An 18122-nucleotide genomic window follows, 5' to 3' on the forward strand; every position below is an offset into this window, starting at 1 on the left:
TGATTTGTTTCGTTTGCAGTTGCCAGACCGCAAGTTGTTGTAACAAATCAAAAGGAGTTTTGCTGACGTGCTTAAAGCTTTAAGCTTTACGGAACCCCCCGCCTAGCGGGGGGTTTTCTACATACAATGAAAACTTTGAAATGTGAAGCATTTCAAAGTTAATCTGCTCTAGTCCCAATGGCGCTTGTCTTCGATGGGGCGGATCTGCGGGGGCAGGCTGCCGGGAGCCAGCACGCGCAGTTCAGGACGCAGCTTGATCTTTTCGCGGAACTGGTGCAGCAACTCTTCTTCACGCTTGAAGCCGCTGGTTTCCACAAAGAGGGTCATTTCGTCGATGCCGCCGGGGTTGGTCACTTCAATCTGCCAACGCTTGATTTCTTCAAAGCGGCTCATGACCTGCTCGACCTGATGCGGGTACACGAACATGCCCATGATGCGGGCTGTGGTGTCCACGCGGCCCACAATGCTGCCGAGACGCGGGCTGGTGCGGCCGCAGGCGCAGGGGCTGCGGTCAATGAACGAAAGGTCGCCCGTGGCCAGACGGATGAGCGGATAGGTCTTGTTAAAGGCCGTCACCACGATTTCGCCCACTTCGCCGTCCTTCAGCGGAATGCCCGTGTCAGGATGGCAAATTTCCACATAGCAGCGGTTGGCGATGTGCAGGCCGGTCCTGTGGAAGCATTCGTAACCGATGCAGCCCACATCCGCCGTGCCGTACCCCTGGCGCATGACCAGATCGTACTTCTTTTCCATCTGCGAACGCATCTTTTCCGAAAGCCGCTCGCCTGTGACGAAGGCCACTTCCAAAAAGAGGTCCTTGCGCAGGTTAAGGCCTTTTTCTTCAGCCTTCTGCGCGAGGTGCATGAGGAAGCTCGGCGTGCCCACATAGCCGGAAACGCGCAACTTCTGCATGATGTCCAGCTGGGTAGCTGCGTCCGTGGGGCCAGCGGGAATAACCGCACAACCAAGGTTGCGCAGGGGCTCCTCAAACATGAGGCCCGCAGGCGTCAACTGATAGTTGAACGTGTTCTGCACCGCGTCGCCGGGGCGAAAGCCCACGGAATAGAAGGCTTCGGTGTAGCCCCAGTAATCTTCGCCACGGTCTTCGGGGTCAAAGATGGGGCCGGGGGAAAGAAATATGCGCTTGAGTTCGCCAATGTCCTTGGTCAGCAGTCCGCCCAGACGCGGCCCCATTGACTGAAGAAAGATAAGCTCCTTCTTCTTGAGAATGGGAATATGCTTGATGTCAGCAAGGGTCTTGAATTTCTCCACATTAAACTGCGCACGGTCAAAACGCTTTTTTACGTCTTCCGAATAACGGTACGCATAGGAAAGCAAGTCCTTGAGCTGGATAAGGCAGTACTGGCGGCGCTCGCTCTCATCCAGAACTTCACGACGGCTGTATATGCCTTCTGTGCGGTCTTTACGGGTCATACCTACTCCACATGGCCTGTTTTACATTGAAGGGCCAAAATAGCCACTCCAATCATAAAGTGCAAGCACTATTTATTAAGATAAACTATAACAGCGCGTTACGTATACTTTTATGCACATCAAAAAAAGACCTGCAGCGCGAATTTCACACCACGCCGTCAAGAGCGCCGCCCGCAGCCCTTTGCGGACGACGCGGCTTGAGCCTGGGACGCCTGATTTTTCCTTCAACAATGCAACGGCGGCGCAGGCTGTCGTACACGGGTTCGCACCCCATTTTGTCAGCCACAGCGGCGGCTATATAGGCCGTAATGATGATGAACGCCATGTTGGAGTACGCGCCCGTCATCTCAAGCATCAGAAAAGCCCCGGTCAGGGGAGCGCGCACTGAGGAACCGAACAGGCCGGCCATGCACATGAGAATTATGATGACGCTTTTTTCTGGCGTGACCACGTCAAAGAGCAGTAATGCCGACGTAACGCAGGCTCCGGCCATGGCCCCCATGGCCAGGATGGGCATGAGCAGGCCGCCAGCAACCCCGGAGGCGAAGCTCGCGCAGGAAAAAAGCATCTTTACTGCCAGCAGCAGCAAAAGCGCTGTCAGCGGCAGGGCCATGCCAGCAAGCTGAAGCGTTGTGATGCCAAAGCCAGCAAGCACCATCGGATAAAAATACAGCAACAGCCCGGCGCACATGAAGGGAATGACCACCCGCAGATGCAGCGGCAGCATTTTTGTATTGTCGGCCCAGAGGGTCAGACGGATAAGTATGGCGTTGTACAGCGCGCCAAGAGCGCCCATGGCCACGCCCACCGCAGGAACCAGCCACCACGCCTTCCAGGACAGCATGGGGCGCGCCCCGAAAGGAAAAACCAGGCCAAAGCCGTATATGGCCTGCATGACGAGCATTGCCGTAAAGGCCGTAATGGCGCAGGTAATGATCATCGGCGCCCGAAGCGGCGTCTTCATTTCCTCAAAGGCAAAACACATGCCCGCCAGGGGCGCGCCAAAGGCCGCCCCAAGGCCAGCGGCACTGCCACCCACAAGAAACCGGGGTTCGTGCGCGGCCTTCGGGTCGTGCCACAACCGCCCCACGCCCACGCCGAGGGAAGCGCCCATCATGATGCAGGGGCCTTCACGCCCCACAGAAAGTCCTCCGGTCAGGGCCGTCAGAGCGCCGGCAAACTTGCAGACCAGCACACGAAACCAGTTCATGCGCAATTTGCCCTTGACCATAAGTTCCACCTGGGGGATGCCGCTCCCGCTGATAAGCGGCTCCACGCGCAACAGCAGCACAGAAAGGACAGCCAAGAGCAGCAGGCCGAAAAACACCGCGCAGCCGACAAGACCATCACTCAGGCCGTGCGCGTTCACTGAGCGCACTATCCAATGCGTGATCACATTGTTCAGGTGGCGAAACAGCCCGATGACCACGCCGGTCGCTCCCCCGATAAGAAGAGCCTGCACGATGATCCTTGCCAGGCCTGAAACACCCATGTATTTGAAATCATATTTGATTTGAGGAAAAGGATTGCCCAGTTTCACTAAAAAGAATCCTTGTTGCGAGGGCATCGGGGATGGATGATGTGACCATAACCACTTTGGGGGCATGCCCCAAATCCTACGCTGGCAAGCCTCCTGACACGGCGCTGCTGCACGTGGGCTCGCGCGCCAAGGGGTGATTACTCCAAAAATCAAACGGGGCAAAGCCGTTTTTTGGGGGCCTGCTCCGTATTGCAACTTCGCCAGTATGGCTGGAAGACGAACGATTTTCAAGGTATTGGATAAAATTTGCAAAAAAGACTTGCCAAAGCCAAGGCAAGTGGGTAGAAGACTTCTCCAGCCGCTGTGGAATTTATTTCACTGGCAAGGGCCGAGGTAGCTCAGTTGGTAGAGCAGGGGACTGAAAATCCCCGTGTCGGCAGTTCAATTCTGTCCCTCGGCACCACGAAATTTAAGGACTCAGGTAGCAATACCCGAGTCCTTTTTTCGTTTGGGCAAAAGCCTCTCCCCCATCTCTCCCCCGTCTGAGAATGACGCAAGGCAACTACCCGTGATACCCAGTGAAAATGCCCAGGCGAAACAGAGCGTGTACAGACTCGCGCCCCTTTGTCGCATGGGGCAGAACCGGAGGAACAATGCACTGAGTAACCGTGCGCCATCTCTCGGGAAAGGACAGTTTTGCAGCGGAAATCTATTAAGCGGCGGCTTTCAGGGCAGATTGACTTTGAAATACTTCACATTTCAAAGTTTTCATTCAGCCGAAAAATGCGATTTGCGGCTGAACCCACGCCACGTTGTGGCGCGCTGCACTTTCGTGCAGCGTTAGAGCATTTACACTTTTTCAAAGGCAAAATGCTCTAACGCAAAAAATCTCCTATATAAATCAAATGCGCCCATGCAGGCGGCTCTTTTTCCACTTGCGCGATGATTGTTTCCAAGGTGGCGTGAACAACCTGTTCCTTAGCGGAAAAACCCGCATTCACCACAAGGGCTACTGGGGTGCTGCCCGGATAGTGCCGTTGCAGCATGCTTATTACTGCGGGCAGGTCCATGCGCATCGTAAACAGCACCATGGTCGAACGGGTCGCGGCCAGCTGTTCTAATTGCTCTACATCCCTTGTTTCAGTTAAAATGACCGCATGATCGTAGAGGCCGCTCAATTCTTTTTTCAAGACGGCATTGGCGGCATTGAAGCTGGAAATGCCTGGAATAATCTGCGGATTCAGATCGGCAAACTCCTTGAGGTACCCGGATTGCGGGCTGTACAGCGTTGGGTCGCCAAAATCAAGCACTGCAATGGTTTTACCCGCGCTGAAGGCTTCTCGCACAATATGGCGTACCCTTTCTTCATCCCCGCTTTTTGCTGCATGCAGTGTCGTAAACAATGCATGCCCGGCGTCATGAACCTCCTTGCCCGACAACACATCAGCGTACTGCTCCCCAATAAAGGCCATGGCGAGGACAATGTCCGCCTGCTCTATGGTTTTGCGAGCACGAATTGTCATGTTGTCGCAATCGCCTATGCCGACGCTTACCAGAAATAAACGCCCCGTTCCTTTTTGCATGCAAATCCTCCTGCAGGAGTGGTTTACCGTTGTTTATGTCATCTTAACTCTGACGCTTGGAAGCAAGGCGCTTGTCCATGACCTCATCGATTGCTTTGAGCAGTTCAGAAACAGTTGCTATCTGAGATTGGGAAAAACCTCGCAGACGGTCCATCAACAATTCCTGATCAGCACCATGAAAGTGCTTGTGGGCATCAAATACCCTCTGCCCGAGAGGAGTCAGCGTTAGTTGAAGTTCCTTTTCGCTGTGCGGGGCCAATTTTTTTTCAAGCAGTCCTTTGATATGCAACTTGTTCACTATTTGGGATGCTGCACTTCTGCTTACCCCAAAAATAACTGCTATTTCAGTAACATTCACTGGTTGTTTTTGTCCGACGGCCTCGATGGTATGCGCTTCCTTTGTGGTCACTTCAAATCCCGGCTCCACTGGAATGGGCATTTCTTCAACCTGGGCAAATTTTCTGGCAACGAACTGAAATTGTTTGATGGCATCAAAAATGTGTCGATCTTTGGTGTCCATAAATAGTGAGTGCTCCAGGGCTATTGACCGATAAAATTGTAAAGACGCTTAACAATGCTTACTTTGTAAATCCGCGTAACAAAAGAGTCAAGACCAAGTGATCCGGCATGGTCATTTTTGAAATTCTTCTTTTTTGCGCGCGGGGACAAAGACGTAAAGAGCAAAATACTGAGACTACGCGGGGAATGCTGTGCGATGCCAATGCCGCGCATTCACGCGCAAAAGTCTTTTCTCTCGGCTGGCAGCCGTTATCACGCCAGGCGTTCCACACGTTTGGCATTGGCGCTCATGCCATCTTGATGTCGAGGGATGGCCCTTACACGGCACTAGCCCCAAAAGGGATGCTCCATTGTGAAGGCTTCGGTTAACGGCGTGAATTCGGCATCTCGTTGAAGCTGAACCTGGCCGGTTCGACGCCTGCCGCTTGCCAGTCGTTTTTTAATGCCAGCGCTAACTCGCCGACAACCCGCGTGAGCTTTTGGTTCCCTGCTGCAGGGCGTTCTTCCCGACGGTTTATTGTAAGAGCTTCTTACGCGGCAATCATTATATGCCGGTGGACGCACGACGAGCCAAGCGCTGCAAACAGAAGCGCATCACGCCATACGACATGCCATACAAATCAGGGCACGCGCCGGTTTTGCCGGTACGTGCCCTGTTGATATACGCCGCGCATGTTTGCACCCTATTGCAGGGCCTGCCCTATGGCCTGATGGTAGCCGTTCATACGCTGCCGCTCAAGGCGGGAGCGTTGCAGCTCCTGACGCAGGGTATCACGGGCCTGAACGGCGAGGCTGGTCAGATGTTCCTGCACACGGTTGAGTTCAAGGAGATGCCCCCGGCACTCTTCAATATTGTCCTCATCCAGCATATGCCAGGCCATGCTGGTGATCTCGTTGCGCCTTTCGGCCAGGGCCACGGCCTTGTCGTACGCCCCGTCCTCAAGTGCGCTCATTTCCTGCATGGCCAGGTCAAGGGCCTGATCCAGCAAGCAAATTCCTTGAGCCATAAATGCTCCTTACCGCCCTATTGGGCTACGCGCCTGACAATCTGCTCACGCAGATGTTCGCTGACCTGGCCCCACTCGTTGCAGACGGGCAAAAATTCATATTCCAGCAGGTCGGCCAACAATATCCAGTCTTCATTTTCAAGGGCATCGCCCATTTCAGAAAGCAGACTGGAAAGTTTTTCCGTCTTTTCGGCAAAGCCCAGATTGTCGTTGTCGGTATAGCGCTGGCGCAGATCGCCGAGCATATTCATGAAATCACGGGTGACATCCAGCAGGTCCTGAAAAAGTTCCAGGGCGTCCGTATCCGACGCTTCGCGGAACAGGCGCGAAACATGACGCGCGCCATGGCCCATCATCTTGCTGACCTTCTCCATTTCACCCGCGATATCCACAGCCATTTCGTTGCTGGGCACGGAACGCACCTCCACGGAAGAAATGGAATCGCATGTGATATCTTCAGCCTGATGCGGATAGATCTCCGAAAAGGCTTCCTGGTTTACAAGCACATCGGTGATGACGCGGCCTTCCAGGCATTCGTCCTGCATGATGTCGGTCAGCACCTGCTCAAGGTTTTCAAAAGCAGATATGGTTTTGGAGCTTTTATTGCCGTCAACAATAATCATGGTTGTTCCTCCCGCTCCCCGCAGGGAATAATTTGCCGTCAATAGGCAGTTGCAACCTATTTGCAAATCATATGCCAGTTTAATTATATTATTCTATTCAAGCCTGTTATATAATATTTAATCTGCCGGATCACATGTATGAGATCCTTCATGTCGCCGCCACGCTGCTGCCGCACTTCGCGCCAAAAGCCTCCAAGCGCGGAAAAAGACACGCTTGCATCCAGCAAGCTTTGCAAGCGTTCGCAGTTGCGCAAAAACAGCTGCCCTGCCATGGCGCTTTTGCCCACCAGGTTGCCCTGCTCTTCAAGTAAGCCGAATAATTGTATTGCCTGAGTCAAACAATCCCGCACGCTCGCGGCAAAGGCCGGGCTGAACGGGATGGTTGCCTGTTGCTCCGCCAAGGGGCGCGCCGGAACATCGGGCATTGCCCGCGCGTGCACGCTGCCCGCGTCTTCCCCAAGGGACTCGCCGCTTTGCGCTGTGTTTTCAGACAGGGAGTCAAGGATCTGACGCCAGAAAACACGCTGGCAGTTCAACCACAGGCTGCGGTCTTCACCCTCATGGCCCGAAAGGCAGCGCAGGGCGGCAAAGCCCTGGCTGTCTTTTTCTGTCAGCCACACACGGGCTTCGCCAGTGATGTCGGGGGCATTTTGCACCGCAGTGCTCCAGCTTCCCGAATCAAGCCAGGCAAGAACAAGAGCGCCGACGCCCTGAGGCCCGATGCGTTCAAGGCAGGCATGCTCATGCGGGCAGGCGCGGCCATAAGGGCAGGGGTGGCAATCCATGGCTGGTTCAAGGCAACAGCAACCGGGCAGGTAGGGGCCTGTATCCCAGGGTTGCGCTGTGGCCAGAAAAATCGCCAGACAGGGGATGCCCAATCCTGCCGCAAGGTGCATGGTGCCGGTGTCGTTGGTGATCAGCAGGCGGCACCGACAAAGCAGCGCCGCCAGTTGCGGAATATTGGTGCGCCCCACCGCGCTGATATGCGGCCCCTGTGCCGCCTGCGCGTACGCGGCAGCCAACGGAGCTTCCGCGGGGCTGCCGAGCAGTACGGGACAAAGCCCGCTCTCTCGCCATATACGGTCGCCCACGGCGGCGAAATGCGCCGCAGGCCACTGCCGCCGCGCTTCACTGGCCCCAAGCTGCATGGCGACAAAACCTTTGCATCGGCTGGAAACACCCTGTCTGGCAGCCGCATCGTCAAGCAAGGCGCGTGCAAAGCGCACAGCTTCGTCAGAGGGCGGCTGCAGGCCGGAAGCCGCCGCTTTCCCTTGCGTGCCGTCCAACGCCTCCTGCGCGCTGGCGGAATGCATGCGCTCCAGTTCCTGCGGGGACAAGGCCTGCGCTCCGACCATGCGAAAGGTATCCACAAGATTGAAAGGCGTATTGAGGCGGCGCAACACTGTCCCGGCAAGAAAGGACGTCCAGATGCCGCCGCTGAAGCCGAAGCCCTCCTGATCCATGCCGAAGCCCCATATGCCGTCAGGCCGCGAGGCCAGCATACGGGCCAGCAGGCGGGCAGGCAGCGTGGCAGTGAGGTTAATGACGCGCGCGCCGGGCATCTCGCGATGAATGCGGCGCACAAAAGCCAGCAGATTCAAGGCCGCGTCTCGCCAGTTGCCGCCGATGCCAGCCATCAGACTTGCTCCGGGCAGGGGCCAGGCCGCATCCACATGACGCAGCAGCGGCACAGCCGAAGCGAAGTTTTCAAGGCAGACCAGACCCACACGCAGTCCTGCCCTATGCAGATCAGTGACAAGAGCCTGACTTTGCAACAAGTCGCCGAAGCGTGTCAGATTGATGATGATAACGCCCGTGCTCTCCCTCGCGTCGCATGGGGGCGAGACGGGGGAGCACGGCATGTCTGAGGCGTGTGGCGCGGCAGTATTCATAGGCTGCGGGGGGCAGATCAGGCCAGATTGGAACTGTGCCCGTCATCCAGAAGGTTGAGCGCCAGGGTGCGCTCCTGGCGGAAACGGTTCTGCACCGCTGCCTGCACCTCGCTGGTTGAAGAGCCGAACTGGCCGGCGCGCAACTTGTATACATTGGTGATGAGCTTGCGCTCATATCCGGGATCGTTGGGGCTGCCGCTCATGTCGTCCGCCCTGGCGAAAATGCGTGCCGCCCCCGTGGGGCCATGCTGCACAGCCGTGCTCCAGATGACCTCGCGCATGGCGGTGGAGAGCTTGTCCGCATCAAGCGAGGTACGCTGGGCTATGGCCTCAACAGCAGGCTTGTAGTGACTTTCGCGCACAAAGGCCTCCTGAAGCTCCTCAAAGCGCTCCGGCTGCTCATTGGCAATAGCACGCCATGCATCGGGCATGGCACCCTTGCGGCTGCCCGTATTGCCCGGCCCGGACGAGCGCAGCCTTTTGGAAAGGTCCGGCGCTTCGCTGTCCAGAAAATCAAGAAAATCACCGAGGCTGCCCGCGCGCGACGACACCTGATACTTGCCATATGAGGTTCCGCCGTTGCGGTCATAGCCCACGGCGGCAATGCCGTCGCGGCCAGACTCAAACTGGGCGGAAAGCTTGCCCATTTCAAGGTCTTCAGCACTGGTTTTATGCCGCGCCTGACGCGCCTTGCCCTGCCCCTGAGGCCGGGTATGCACAAAGTCAGAGACGTTGAAGCCGCTCATCTTGTCGCCCAACGCGCTTGTCATGGACCGCAGGTGACGGGCCGTGCCCATGCTGCGGGCCAGGTCCAGGGTGGAGCCGCCGCCCCCCACACTTTGCATAAGGCCCTCAATTGCCTGCGTCTGGCGCATATCTGTCTGGGCCTTGTTGAAAACCTGGGCGCGCATGAGATCGCTGGGGGTGCGCCCGGCCAGCACCATGCTGTTTCGCCCTGTCGTCTGACCACCTACTTGGCCGCCTATTGGGCCGCCTGCAAGGTTGACGGGCATGCCTGCCATGGCAGACGCCTGAGCGCTCTGGCTCTGCGCCGCCTGCTGCGCTTGCGCGCTGTCTTCTGCCTGACGTGCCTGCCCCTGCATGACAGCGGCAAAACTTGACCCACCTGTGGCGGCAGCGGACGCAGGACGACGCTGTCCGGCCTGTTGGCCCTGCTGTGCCTCGGTGGGTGGACGTATAAGAAAATTTGAAAGCGCCATATAGTCATTCCTCCTGGAGCATCAGCCTTTGAAAACTTGCGCTTTCAAAGATGCATAACTCCCGCATCGTCGCTTAACAGCGTCAGTAAACTGCTATGTTGGCTGTGCCGATCTCCGGCCTGCGGCCAGCAAAAATCGGTCAGTTTTTTCAGACGGCGAAGAAGCCGTGCTTGCGACTTCGGTACTCTCGCCCATTCGTGCAGTCGCCAGAACCGTTTCGTTCCGCACCTGCGCAAAGCGGCTGAGCTGCCGCCCCGACCAAGGAAAAGCAAGGACAATGCCAAGGTGTTAAAGATATGACATTGCAGCGAGTTGGCTTGGCGCTGACGCAGAAGGCAGCTTGGATAAGTTGGCTCCGGCAGGAAACCGGCAGGGATTGCGCCAGAATGTCGACGCAGGGTTGAAGCGTTTTTTGCCCTGGCCTCGCACGGGGACGGGGAGGCACGCAAACGCCATGTGGCTACCGTGCCGGAGCCTCGCAGCATCACGGGACGCACAGGGGAGCACCGGCAAGAACCCCCGTGAGGCCACGGGGGAAGCCACGGGCCAGCATGCGGCGGCCACGCAAGCGCCTGTGGGCAGATGATGGGCACGCACGAGCCGTGGCAGCCTGTCCACAGACATGCCCGAGCCATTGTATTGAATCATTGGCGGAGTCGTGGCGGAAGCATTGACGGAATCCTCATGCGCACAGCACAGCGCAGCAGGGGAACGCTTTTACCCTGAAAGGCACTGCGGCCACGCGACCATATCCGCGCATGAAGGCGCGCGCAGGTTGCCGCAGGCTTGCGCCCCGACGCGGACGTATCCAGAATTTTGGGAATCAATATTTGGCGGAGGTCTGTTTTGCAACCACGCGGCATTCAGATGCCGAATCAGTCATCATCGCGGCGTGGTGCTGGCATTGCAACCACATTTTTCAGGGCGCATCCGCTCGGACGAGGCGCAGCAGGCATGCCGCAAAGCCGAAACACGGCGCGCAAACGCAGTCTGCCAAGGCGCGGCAGCTGCAGGCACGTGCTAGAAATCCAGCTTGAACTGCATGCCCATGCCCAGTACGGAGTCTGGCTGCTTGTTGTTGGAAGGACGTTCGCGTTGTTCGTTTCTGAGTATGAGTTCCGGGCCAAGACCTATGTTCATGTCCTCGCTCACTTCGGTGTCGGCATAGGCGCGCACCACGTGGCGGCTTTCCATGTTCAGGTTCTCATCAGACGACATGCTGCTTGTGACCGATTCACGCCAGGGGGAACTCTCGTCGTCCACGCTCAGGGCAAGGGCGCCCTTTTTCTTGCTCTTTTCCGCCTGGCTCAGGGCGCTGTCGATGCTCTTGGAGGTGTTCACCACCTGGCCGGGGGCGATATCTTTCGGCACAGGGCTGCCAACGGCACGGCCCTGCAGATTGTTGGCGGGCATGCCCTGGATCTGCCATGTATCACGGCTGCTGCCCTCACTGAAGGTCCACTCCCGCGCGTGAAGGGAATTTTTCTGTTTTTTCACCGAGGTCTGCTTGGCAGAAGAGGCCGGGGAAGCTCTTTGGACTTTTCCCGCAGTCGGCGTTTCTTTTTTTACCTTGTCCCCCGCCTGGGCACTTTGCCCCTGCACAATGGCGTCGGCAGCGCGAGAAGACGGCACGGGAGCCGCCACCAGCACGAAAAACAGAAGAACAACGATGTACACTGTCTTGTCCATAATTGCTCATACGATAGTCGCTCAAAGTTGTAAAGTTCTTGCCAAGAGCTGCCGACGACGCCCCGGTTGGCAAAGGTACGGCCGCCGTGTCGCATCCATGTTCCGGGACTCCAAATTTCCGGCATGCACTGGAGCTTGGAGCCAGTGCACCCTGAAACCTCATAAGCAATGCGGCAGTGGCGTAGGGGCAAACGGCGTGCGCCTGCGTATCTTTGCTGCTGACACTGATCATTCTTGAACAGCGTGAGGTTTTACAGACCTGCTTCTGAAGCTCCCGCTCTATATCAGAACCCTCTTTCATGTCACGACATAATAAAGGTTTTAGAGGGTGGGGCGTGGGGGAGGAAACCCTTTTGCAAAAGGGTCCCTCCTCCACAAAGCATTGCAGCCAACATACATTGCTCTGCCCCTCCCGGCCCTCCCCTATTTTTTGGAGGTATAGCAACCATAAAAAAGGCCCCCTGACGGCAGTCAGAGGGCCTATGATCTTGGAGGAAGCGGCGGCTAAAGGCTTACGCCGCCCTTGGACTGGTCCTGCGCCGCAGGCTGAGCCTTGACAGGTTGCGGGGCGGCCTTGCCGGAAACCGGAGACTTGCCCAGTGAGCCTGTGCTGGTTTCCTGATCGAGCAGCTTTTCAGTGCTGACCACGGGGAAACTGGGGCTTGCGCCGGGATCGTTCCAGCCGCCGCCAAGGGCCATGCACACGCTGACAACGCTGTCCAGGCGGTCACGCAGAGCCGCGGCCAGCTGCAGTTCGGCGGCGAAAAGCTGCCGTTCGGCATCCAGCACGGTCAGATAGTCTGTGTAGCCGTTATCATATTGCAGACGCGCGATGGTGGTGGCGCGCCGCAGGCTTTCCACCTGAATCTGCATGCTGCGCACGATGGCGTCGGCCTCGCGCTGGGTCGTCAGGGCTGTGCGCATATCCTGAAACGCCGTCTGCACGGTCTTGCGGTATACTGCGATGGAAGCGTTTTTGCGCGCCTCGGCATCCTTGACATTGTACCATGTGCGGCCAAAGTCCAGCAGGGGCATCGAACCGGTGACGCCATAGCTCCACGCCCCGGCGGGGCCGGTGAACAGGCTGCCCACGGCCGAACTGACCGTACCCAGCATGCCCGTCAGCGAGATGGAGGGGAAGAACTGGGCGCGGGCTACGCCGATATTGGCATTGTAAGCCATCATCGTGAATTCGGAGGCGCGCACGTCAGGTCTGCGTTGCAGCAGGTCAGACGGCAGACCTTCGGGCACCACGGGCGGCGAAGGCAGCATGCCTATGGCCTGACCGCGCGGCATGCCGCGTTCCATAATGTCGCGGGGCGAGCGGCCCAGCAGAACCGCCAGACCAGCCTCGGCCTTGTCTACAGCCACGGTGCTGGTGTGCACCTGAGCGCGGGCGGTTTCCACCTCGGCCCTGGCGCGCTGCCAGTCAAGCTCGGTGATGTCGCCCTGTTTGTAGCGGCTCGTGTAGATGCTGAACGCATCTTCGCGGGTCTTGAGGGTGCGGCGGGCCGTATCAAGCTGCATGTCCAGCGCCAGCAGGGCAAAATAGCCCTGGGCGGTCTGCCCTGCCACAGAAAGGCGCAGGGCCTCATGCCCGATGACCGTACTCATGAGCACATCACTGAGCATGGTGTAGTTGTTGCGGTATTTGCCCCAGAGGTCCAGCTCCCAGGAGGCGTTGAGCGCCGCCTGATTGGTGGTTGTGGTGCGGTTAAGACCGCTCTTGTTGAACGGCATGGTATTGGGCGTCTTTTCAGAAGCGCCTGCGGCCACGGATCCAGCCGAACCGCTCACAGCGGGCAGCAGATCGGCGGTGGCTATGCCAACCTGTGACGCGGCGGAATCAATCTTGGCGAGAGATTCGGCCAGGTCCTGGTTATTTTTCAGCGCCTCGTCCACCATGGCGGTAAGCACGGGGTCATTGAAACGGGTCCACCAGTCGGTATTCAGGGGCGCTGCCCCGGCATCAACTTTTTGCCACTGGCTCGGCATGTCCATTTCAGGTCGCTCATAGCGCGGCGCAAATGAGCAGGCCGAAAGCGTGAGCACGGCCAGCAGGGCAACAATGGCCCTGGCCGGGTTCATGCGTCGGGCAGTACTGATGGAACTCATAGATCCTCCTGTTCGTTGCCGGAACCGTCCTTACCGGCGTTCGGATCCTTCTTGCCCTGGAGTTTCAGGGATAGCTGCATAATTATCTTGAAGAAGTACGGCACAAAGAGCGTGGCGATGCACGTGGCCGCCAGCATGCCGCCGATGACCGCCGTGCCCAGGGCGTGACGGCTGTTCGCGCCGGCGCCGGTGCTGATGGCCAGGGGCACGCAGCCCAGAATAAAGGCCAGCGAGGTCATGATGATGGGCCTGAAGCGCAGACGGGAGGCAAAGGATGCCGCCGAATCAAGACTGCGGCCGCTACGCCATGCCTCAACCGCGAATTCCACGATGAGGATGGCGTTTTTGGCCGCCAGGCCTACCAGTGTGACCAGGGCTACCTGGAAGTACACGTCATTGGAAAGGCCGCGTCCCCAGGTGGCCAGCAGTGCGCCGAACACGCCAAAGGGCACGGCCGTGAGCACCGAAAGGGGCAGCGACCACGATTCATACTGCGCGGCCAGGATCAGAAAGACCATGACCAGAGCCAGAATGAAGATGGTTGTGGTGTCTGTGCTGGCCAGTTTTTCCTGAAGCGCCGAACCCACCCAGCCGAGGCTGTACTCGGTGGGCAGTATGGCCTTGGCGGCGGCTTCCATCTGTTCAAGAGCCTGGCCCGATGAGAAGCCTGGCGCGGGCGAGCCCATAATGTGGGCCGCCGGGAAGACGTTATAGCGTTCCACCACCTGAGGGGCGGTACGGCGTTCAAGGGTCATGACCGCAGTCAGGGGGATCATCTCTCCCTTGTTGTTGGGTACATACACGTCGCCCAAATCTTCGGGCAGCAGACGGTACTCAGCTTCGGACTGCAGACGTACCTGGAAGGTACGACCCATATAGTTGAAGTCGTTCACATAAGCGCCGCCGAACGTGCCGCCCATGGCCGTGAACACGTCACTGATGCTGACGCCCATGTCCTTGCAGCGTTCGCGGTCCAGATTGGCGTACAACTGGGGCGATCCGGTGGAGAACAGGTTGCGCAGCATGCCGATGGCCGGATATTTGCGCTTGCCGTCAGGGCCGACGCCCATGACTTCCTGCACCAGCTTGTTGGTCTGGTTTTCCAGATCCAGCAGGGTGCCTGTGCCGCGCATCTGTATGTAGCCTTCAAAGCCGCCCGTGGTGCTCATGCCGCTGATGGGCGGGGGCGCAAAGCCCAGAATAAATGCTTCGGGCTGCATGACGGTCACCGCGCCGACGGTTTTCAGCACAGCGTCGGAAGACATGTCGGCTTTTTTACGCTCGCCCCACGGTTTCAGCAGGGCAAAGAAGGTGCCGTAGTTGCTCTTGACGGAAATGGACGTGATGTCCAGGCCCGACAGGGTGCCCAGGCTCTGCACGGCAGGATTTTTCAGCATGAAGTCGGTGAGAACCTTGTTGACCGCCGTGGTGCGGTGCTGCGAAGCGCCGTCGTCCAGAATGGCCATACCAAGGATGTAGCCCTGGTCTTCATTGGGCACGAGACCGCCGGGAACCACCCTGAACAGCCACACGCACAGAAGAATCATGAGCGCGAACAGCGGCAGTGCGCGCATGCTCGATTCTTTAAGGAAGTCGACTATGTGCACATAGCCGTTGGTCACGCCGTCAAAGAAGTTGTTGAACCATACAAAGCCCCTGGGGGGTTTGTAATCGTGACTGTGCGGCTTGAGCAGCAACGCGCAGAGGGCCGGGGTGAGCGTCAGCGCCACCACGCCCGACAGCACCACCGATACCGAGATGGTGATGGCGAACTGCTTGTACATCTGCCCCGCAAGACCACCCATGAAGGACACAGGAATAAACACGGCGCAGAGCACGAGCACAATGGCCACAATGGGGGCCGTGACCTCGTTCATGGCCTTGGCCGTGGCCTCCTTGGGCGGCAGATGCTCCGAGGTCATGATGCGTTCCACGTTTTCCAGCACAACGATGGCGTCGTCCACCACGATGCCGATGGAAAGCACCATGGCGAAGAGCGTCAGGGTATTGATGGTATAGCCGAAAGCATACAGACCCGCGAACGTGCCGATAATGGATACGGGAACGGCCACGCAGGGAATGATGGTGGCGCGCCAGCTTTGCAGAAAGACGTACACCACGATGAACACCAGAATCATGGCCTCCACAAGGGTGGAGACAACTTCGTGGATGGATTCGAGCACGAAGTCGTTGGTGTTCACAAGGATGGTATAATCAAGGCCGTCGGGCATGGTCGTGCCGATTTCGGCCAGCTTGTCCAGCACGCGGTCGCCTGTGGCGATGGCGTTGGCGCCGGGCAGCAGATAGACCGCTCCCATGCGCGCCACCATGCCGTTATAGCGGGAGGTGACGCTGTAGTCCTTGCCGCCCAGCTCTATGCGGGCCACATCCTTGAGGCGCAGCATGGCGCTGTCCGGGCCTTGGCGCACGATGATTTCACCGAATTGCTCCGGCGTCACCAGGCGGCCCTGGGCGTCGATCTGCCAGGTAAGCTCAGTGCTGTCAGGCGAGGGCATTTCGCCCAGACGCCCCGGGGCATACTGGGAGTTCTGCTCCTGAATGGCTGCGGACACTTCATTGACCGACACGCCATACTTGGCCAGCTTGTCGGGCTGCAGCCAGATGCGCATGGCATAGTCCATGCTGCCGAAAATGGTAACGTCGCCAACGCCTGTAACGCGCTTGAGGGCGTCCACCACGTTAATCTGGGCCCAGTTGTTGATGTAGACCTGATCATAACGGCCATCGGGCGAAAAATACGAGAACACCAGCAGCATGGCCGGTGAACGCTTGAGCACGCTGACGCCCTGACGGCGCACAGCTTCAGGCAGAATCGTCTGCGCCAGGTTGACCTTGTTGTTGACGTTGACAAGGGCCATATCCGGGTTGGACCCCAGCGCGAAGTACACGTCGATGCTGCCCGACCCCGAACCGGAGGCCGCCGTGGAAGTCATGTACAGCATGTTTTCCACGCCGTTGATGTTCACTTCCAGAGGGGCCAGCACTGTAGAGGCAATGGTTTCTGCCGAAGCGCCGGGGTACGTCACGCTGACGTTTACCGTGGGGGGCACAAGGTCGGGGTACTGCGCGATAGGCAGCGCCCGCATGGCCAGTGCACCCACCAGGGTGATGACGATGGATATGACCGCAGAGAGAATGGGTCTGCGTAAAAAGAAATTCGGCTTTGTGGAAACAGCCATATTTAACCTACTTCTTGGCCGCGCCTTCCTGAGGCTGCTGGCCCCCTGAAGGCATTATGCTCACTTGAGAGCCGGGGCGGGCCTTGATCATGCCTTCGCTGATAATGCGTTCGCCGCCCTTGAGCCCTTCAAGCACAAGATACCTGTTGCCGACGGACACGCCAACGACCACAGGAATGGGATACACCTTGTCGTCCTTGTCCACGCCCATGACCAGCGAACCCTTCTGGGTAAGCAGCACGCACTTTTGCGGGACGAGTACGGCATCCTTGAGGACGTCGCCGTCCATGTACAGGCGCACATACTGTCCGGGCATGATGCTGTGGTCGGCATTGTCAAAGACGGCGCGGGCCTTTATGACGCCGGTCGTCGGCTGTACCTTGCTGTCGATGAACGTCACCTCGCCAGTGCCTTTGTACATGCTGCCGTCCAGCAGGCGCAGGCGCGCATGGTACCGGCCATCGGCGGGTATCACAAGACGCCCCTGAGCAGCCAGATTCTGACGGGTCATGCGCTCGGGAGCGGCAATGGAAAAGTCGATGTACATCGGGTCAGTCTGGTTTACGTAGGTGAGCAGCGAGTTGTTGCCCACCAGGTTGCCGGGCGTGTAGTTTTCCTTGCTGCTGTAGCCGGAGACAGGGGCCGTCACCTGGCAGTAGTCCAGGTTGATCTTGGCCTGACGCAACGAGGCCTTGGCGCTGTCATAGGCGGCCAGGGCATTGTCGCGCTCTTTCTGCGACACCGCGTTTTTTTCATACAGGGGGCGCACCCGCCGCCATTCGCGCTCGGCGTTGGTGAACTGGGCCTGGGCCTGCTGCATGAGCGCTTCATAGCGGTCACGCTCCAGTTGGAAAAGCAGCTGCCCCTGCTGCACGTAGTCGCCTTCTTCATACAGGCGTTTTTCAATAATGGCTTCCACGCGGGCGCGCACTTCAACAGCGCGCGAGCCGGATGCCTGGGCCTGATACTCTGCTGGCCAGGGTTCATCCTTGGCCACAACGTCAAAAACAGCGACAGGCAGGCGCATGGCGCCGTGCTGGCCATCCTTGTCGCCGTTGCAGGCAACCAGCGCAAGGCAAAGGCCGAGAATGACAGGAAGAGAAAATAGCGGTCTGGTGGTCATGAACTACTCCGTAAGGAACGCGTGCTGCCGCACACCAAAAAAACCGCCCGCCATGAGGAACTCGGGCAGAAACATCGTTGTAAAAAACACAGTTCACCGTAAAAAGCAATCGCGGTTTCAAGTTCAAAGTGCAACACCCAGTCCTTGGGTATTGGCGTCTTCTAAAAAAACTTCATAGGGTGTCTTAAACCCAAGGCATTTTCTAGGCCGCCAGTTCAAGCGGCACATTGCCGCTAT

At 58.0% G+C, this 18122-nt stretch carries 13 protein-coding genes and 1 tRNA gene; 2 read left to right on the forward strand and 12 right to left on the reverse strand.

The features are described 5' to 3' along the window. Positions 1 to 168 precede the first annotated feature (168 nt). Together BCS36_RS10145 and BCS36_RS10150 are read right to left on the reverse strand one after the other, a co-directional pair. Positions 169 to 1434, reverse strand: a complete 1266-nt coding sequence (locus BCS36_RS10145) for a phenylacetate--CoA ligase family protein (protein ID WP_179980625.1) — start codon at positions 1432 to 1434, stop codon at positions 169 to 171. A 145-nt stretch (positions 1435 to 1579) separates the two neighbouring features. Beyond that, entirely contained in the window at positions 1580 to 2926 is a 1347-nt protein-coding gene (locus BCS36_RS10150; RefSeq protein WP_291302779.1) for a chloride channel protein, read from the reverse strand. A gap of 375 nt (positions 2927 to 3301) precedes the next feature. Here BCS36_RS10150 and BCS36_RS10155 point away from each other — a divergent pair. Beyond that, positions 3302 to 3377, forward strand: a tRNA-Phe gene (locus tag BCS36_RS10155). Positions 3378 to 3789: 412 nt separating this feature from the next. Here BCS36_RS10155 and BCS36_RS10160 read toward each other — a convergent pair. Both BCS36_RS10160 and BCS36_RS10165 read right to left on the reverse strand, forming a co-directional pair. Next, positions 3790 to 4497, reverse strand: a complete 708-nt coding sequence (locus BCS36_RS10160; RefSeq protein WP_291302780.1) for an SAM-dependent methyltransferase — start codon at positions 4495 to 4497, stop codon at positions 3790 to 3792. A 43-nt stretch (positions 4498 to 4540) separates the two neighbouring features. Further along, positions 4541 to 5017 (reverse strand): MarR family transcriptional regulator, encoded by a 477-nt coding sequence (locus tag BCS36_RS10165; RefSeq protein WP_291302781.1) that lies wholly within the window; start codon positions 5015 to 5017, stop codon positions 4541 to 4543. Positions 5018 to 5124: 107 nt separating this feature from the next. Here BCS36_RS10165 and BCS36_RS10170 point away from each other — a divergent pair, with 107 nt between their 5' ends. Beyond that, on the forward strand, positions 5125 to 5385 hold the full coding sequence (locus BCS36_RS10170; protein ID WP_291302782.1) for a hypothetical protein: 261 nt from the start codon (positions 5125 to 5127) through the stop codon (positions 5383 to 5385). Positions 5386 to 5699: 314 nt separating this feature from the next. Here the strand turns inward: BCS36_RS10170 and BCS36_RS10175 are convergent, their stop codons facing one another. From BCS36_RS10175 to BCS36_RS10210, 8 genes are all read right to left on the reverse strand, one after another. Next, positions 5700 to 6023 carry a hypothetical protein gene (locus tag BCS36_RS10175; RefSeq protein WP_291302783.1) on the reverse strand — a complete coding sequence of 108 codons (324 nt, stop codon included), beginning with the start codon at positions 6021 to 6023 and terminating at the stop codon, positions 5700 to 5702. A gap of 17 nt (positions 6024 to 6040) precedes the next feature. Then, positions 6041 to 6646: a hypothetical protein gene (locus BCS36_RS10180; RefSeq protein WP_291302784.1), complete on the reverse strand. Its 606-nt coding sequence runs from the start codon at positions 6644 to 6646 to the stop codon at positions 6041 to 6043. Between the two features lie 83 nt (positions 6647 to 6729). Continuing rightward, positions 6730 to 8508 carry a glycosyltransferase family 9 protein gene (locus BCS36_RS10185; RefSeq protein ID WP_291302785.1) on the reverse strand — a complete coding sequence of 593 codons (1779 nt, stop codon included), beginning with the start codon at positions 8506 to 8508 and terminating at the stop codon, positions 6730 to 6732. Between the two features lie 47 nt (positions 8509 to 8555). Beyond that, positions 8556 to 9758: a hypothetical protein gene (locus BCS36_RS10190; protein WP_291302786.1), complete on the reverse strand. Its 1203-nt coding sequence runs from the start codon at positions 9756 to 9758 to the stop codon at positions 8556 to 8558. Between the two features lie 1020 nt (positions 9759 to 10778). After that, entirely contained in the window at positions 10779 to 11447 is a 669-nt protein-coding gene (locus BCS36_RS10195; protein WP_291302787.1) for a hypothetical protein, read from the reverse strand. Between the two features lie 504 nt (positions 11448 to 11951). Further along, entirely contained in the window at positions 11952 to 13562 is a 1611-nt protein-coding gene (locus tag BCS36_RS10200; protein ID WP_291302788.1) for an efflux transporter outer membrane subunit, read from the reverse strand. Next, complete coding sequence (locus BCS36_RS10205) at positions 13559 to 16762, reverse strand: efflux RND transporter permease subunit (RefSeq protein ID WP_291302789.1); 3204 nt, start codon at positions 16760 to 16762, stop codon at positions 13559 to 13561. Before BCS36_RS10205 ends, BCS36_RS10200 begins: the two co-directional genes overlap by 4 nt. A 7-nt stretch (positions 16763 to 16769) precedes the next feature. Further along, positions 16770 to 17885 carry an efflux RND transporter periplasmic adaptor subunit gene (locus tag BCS36_RS10210; protein WP_291302790.1) on the reverse strand — a complete coding sequence of 372 codons (1116 nt, stop codon included), beginning with the start codon at positions 17883 to 17885 and terminating at the stop codon, positions 16770 to 16772. Positions 17886 to 18122 lie beyond the last annotated feature (237 nt).

This window comes from Desulfovibrio sp. MES5, assembly GCF_002237645.1.
Classification (GTDB): Bacteria; Desulfobacterota; Desulfovibrionia; order Desulfovibrionales; family Desulfovibrionaceae; genus Desulfovibrio.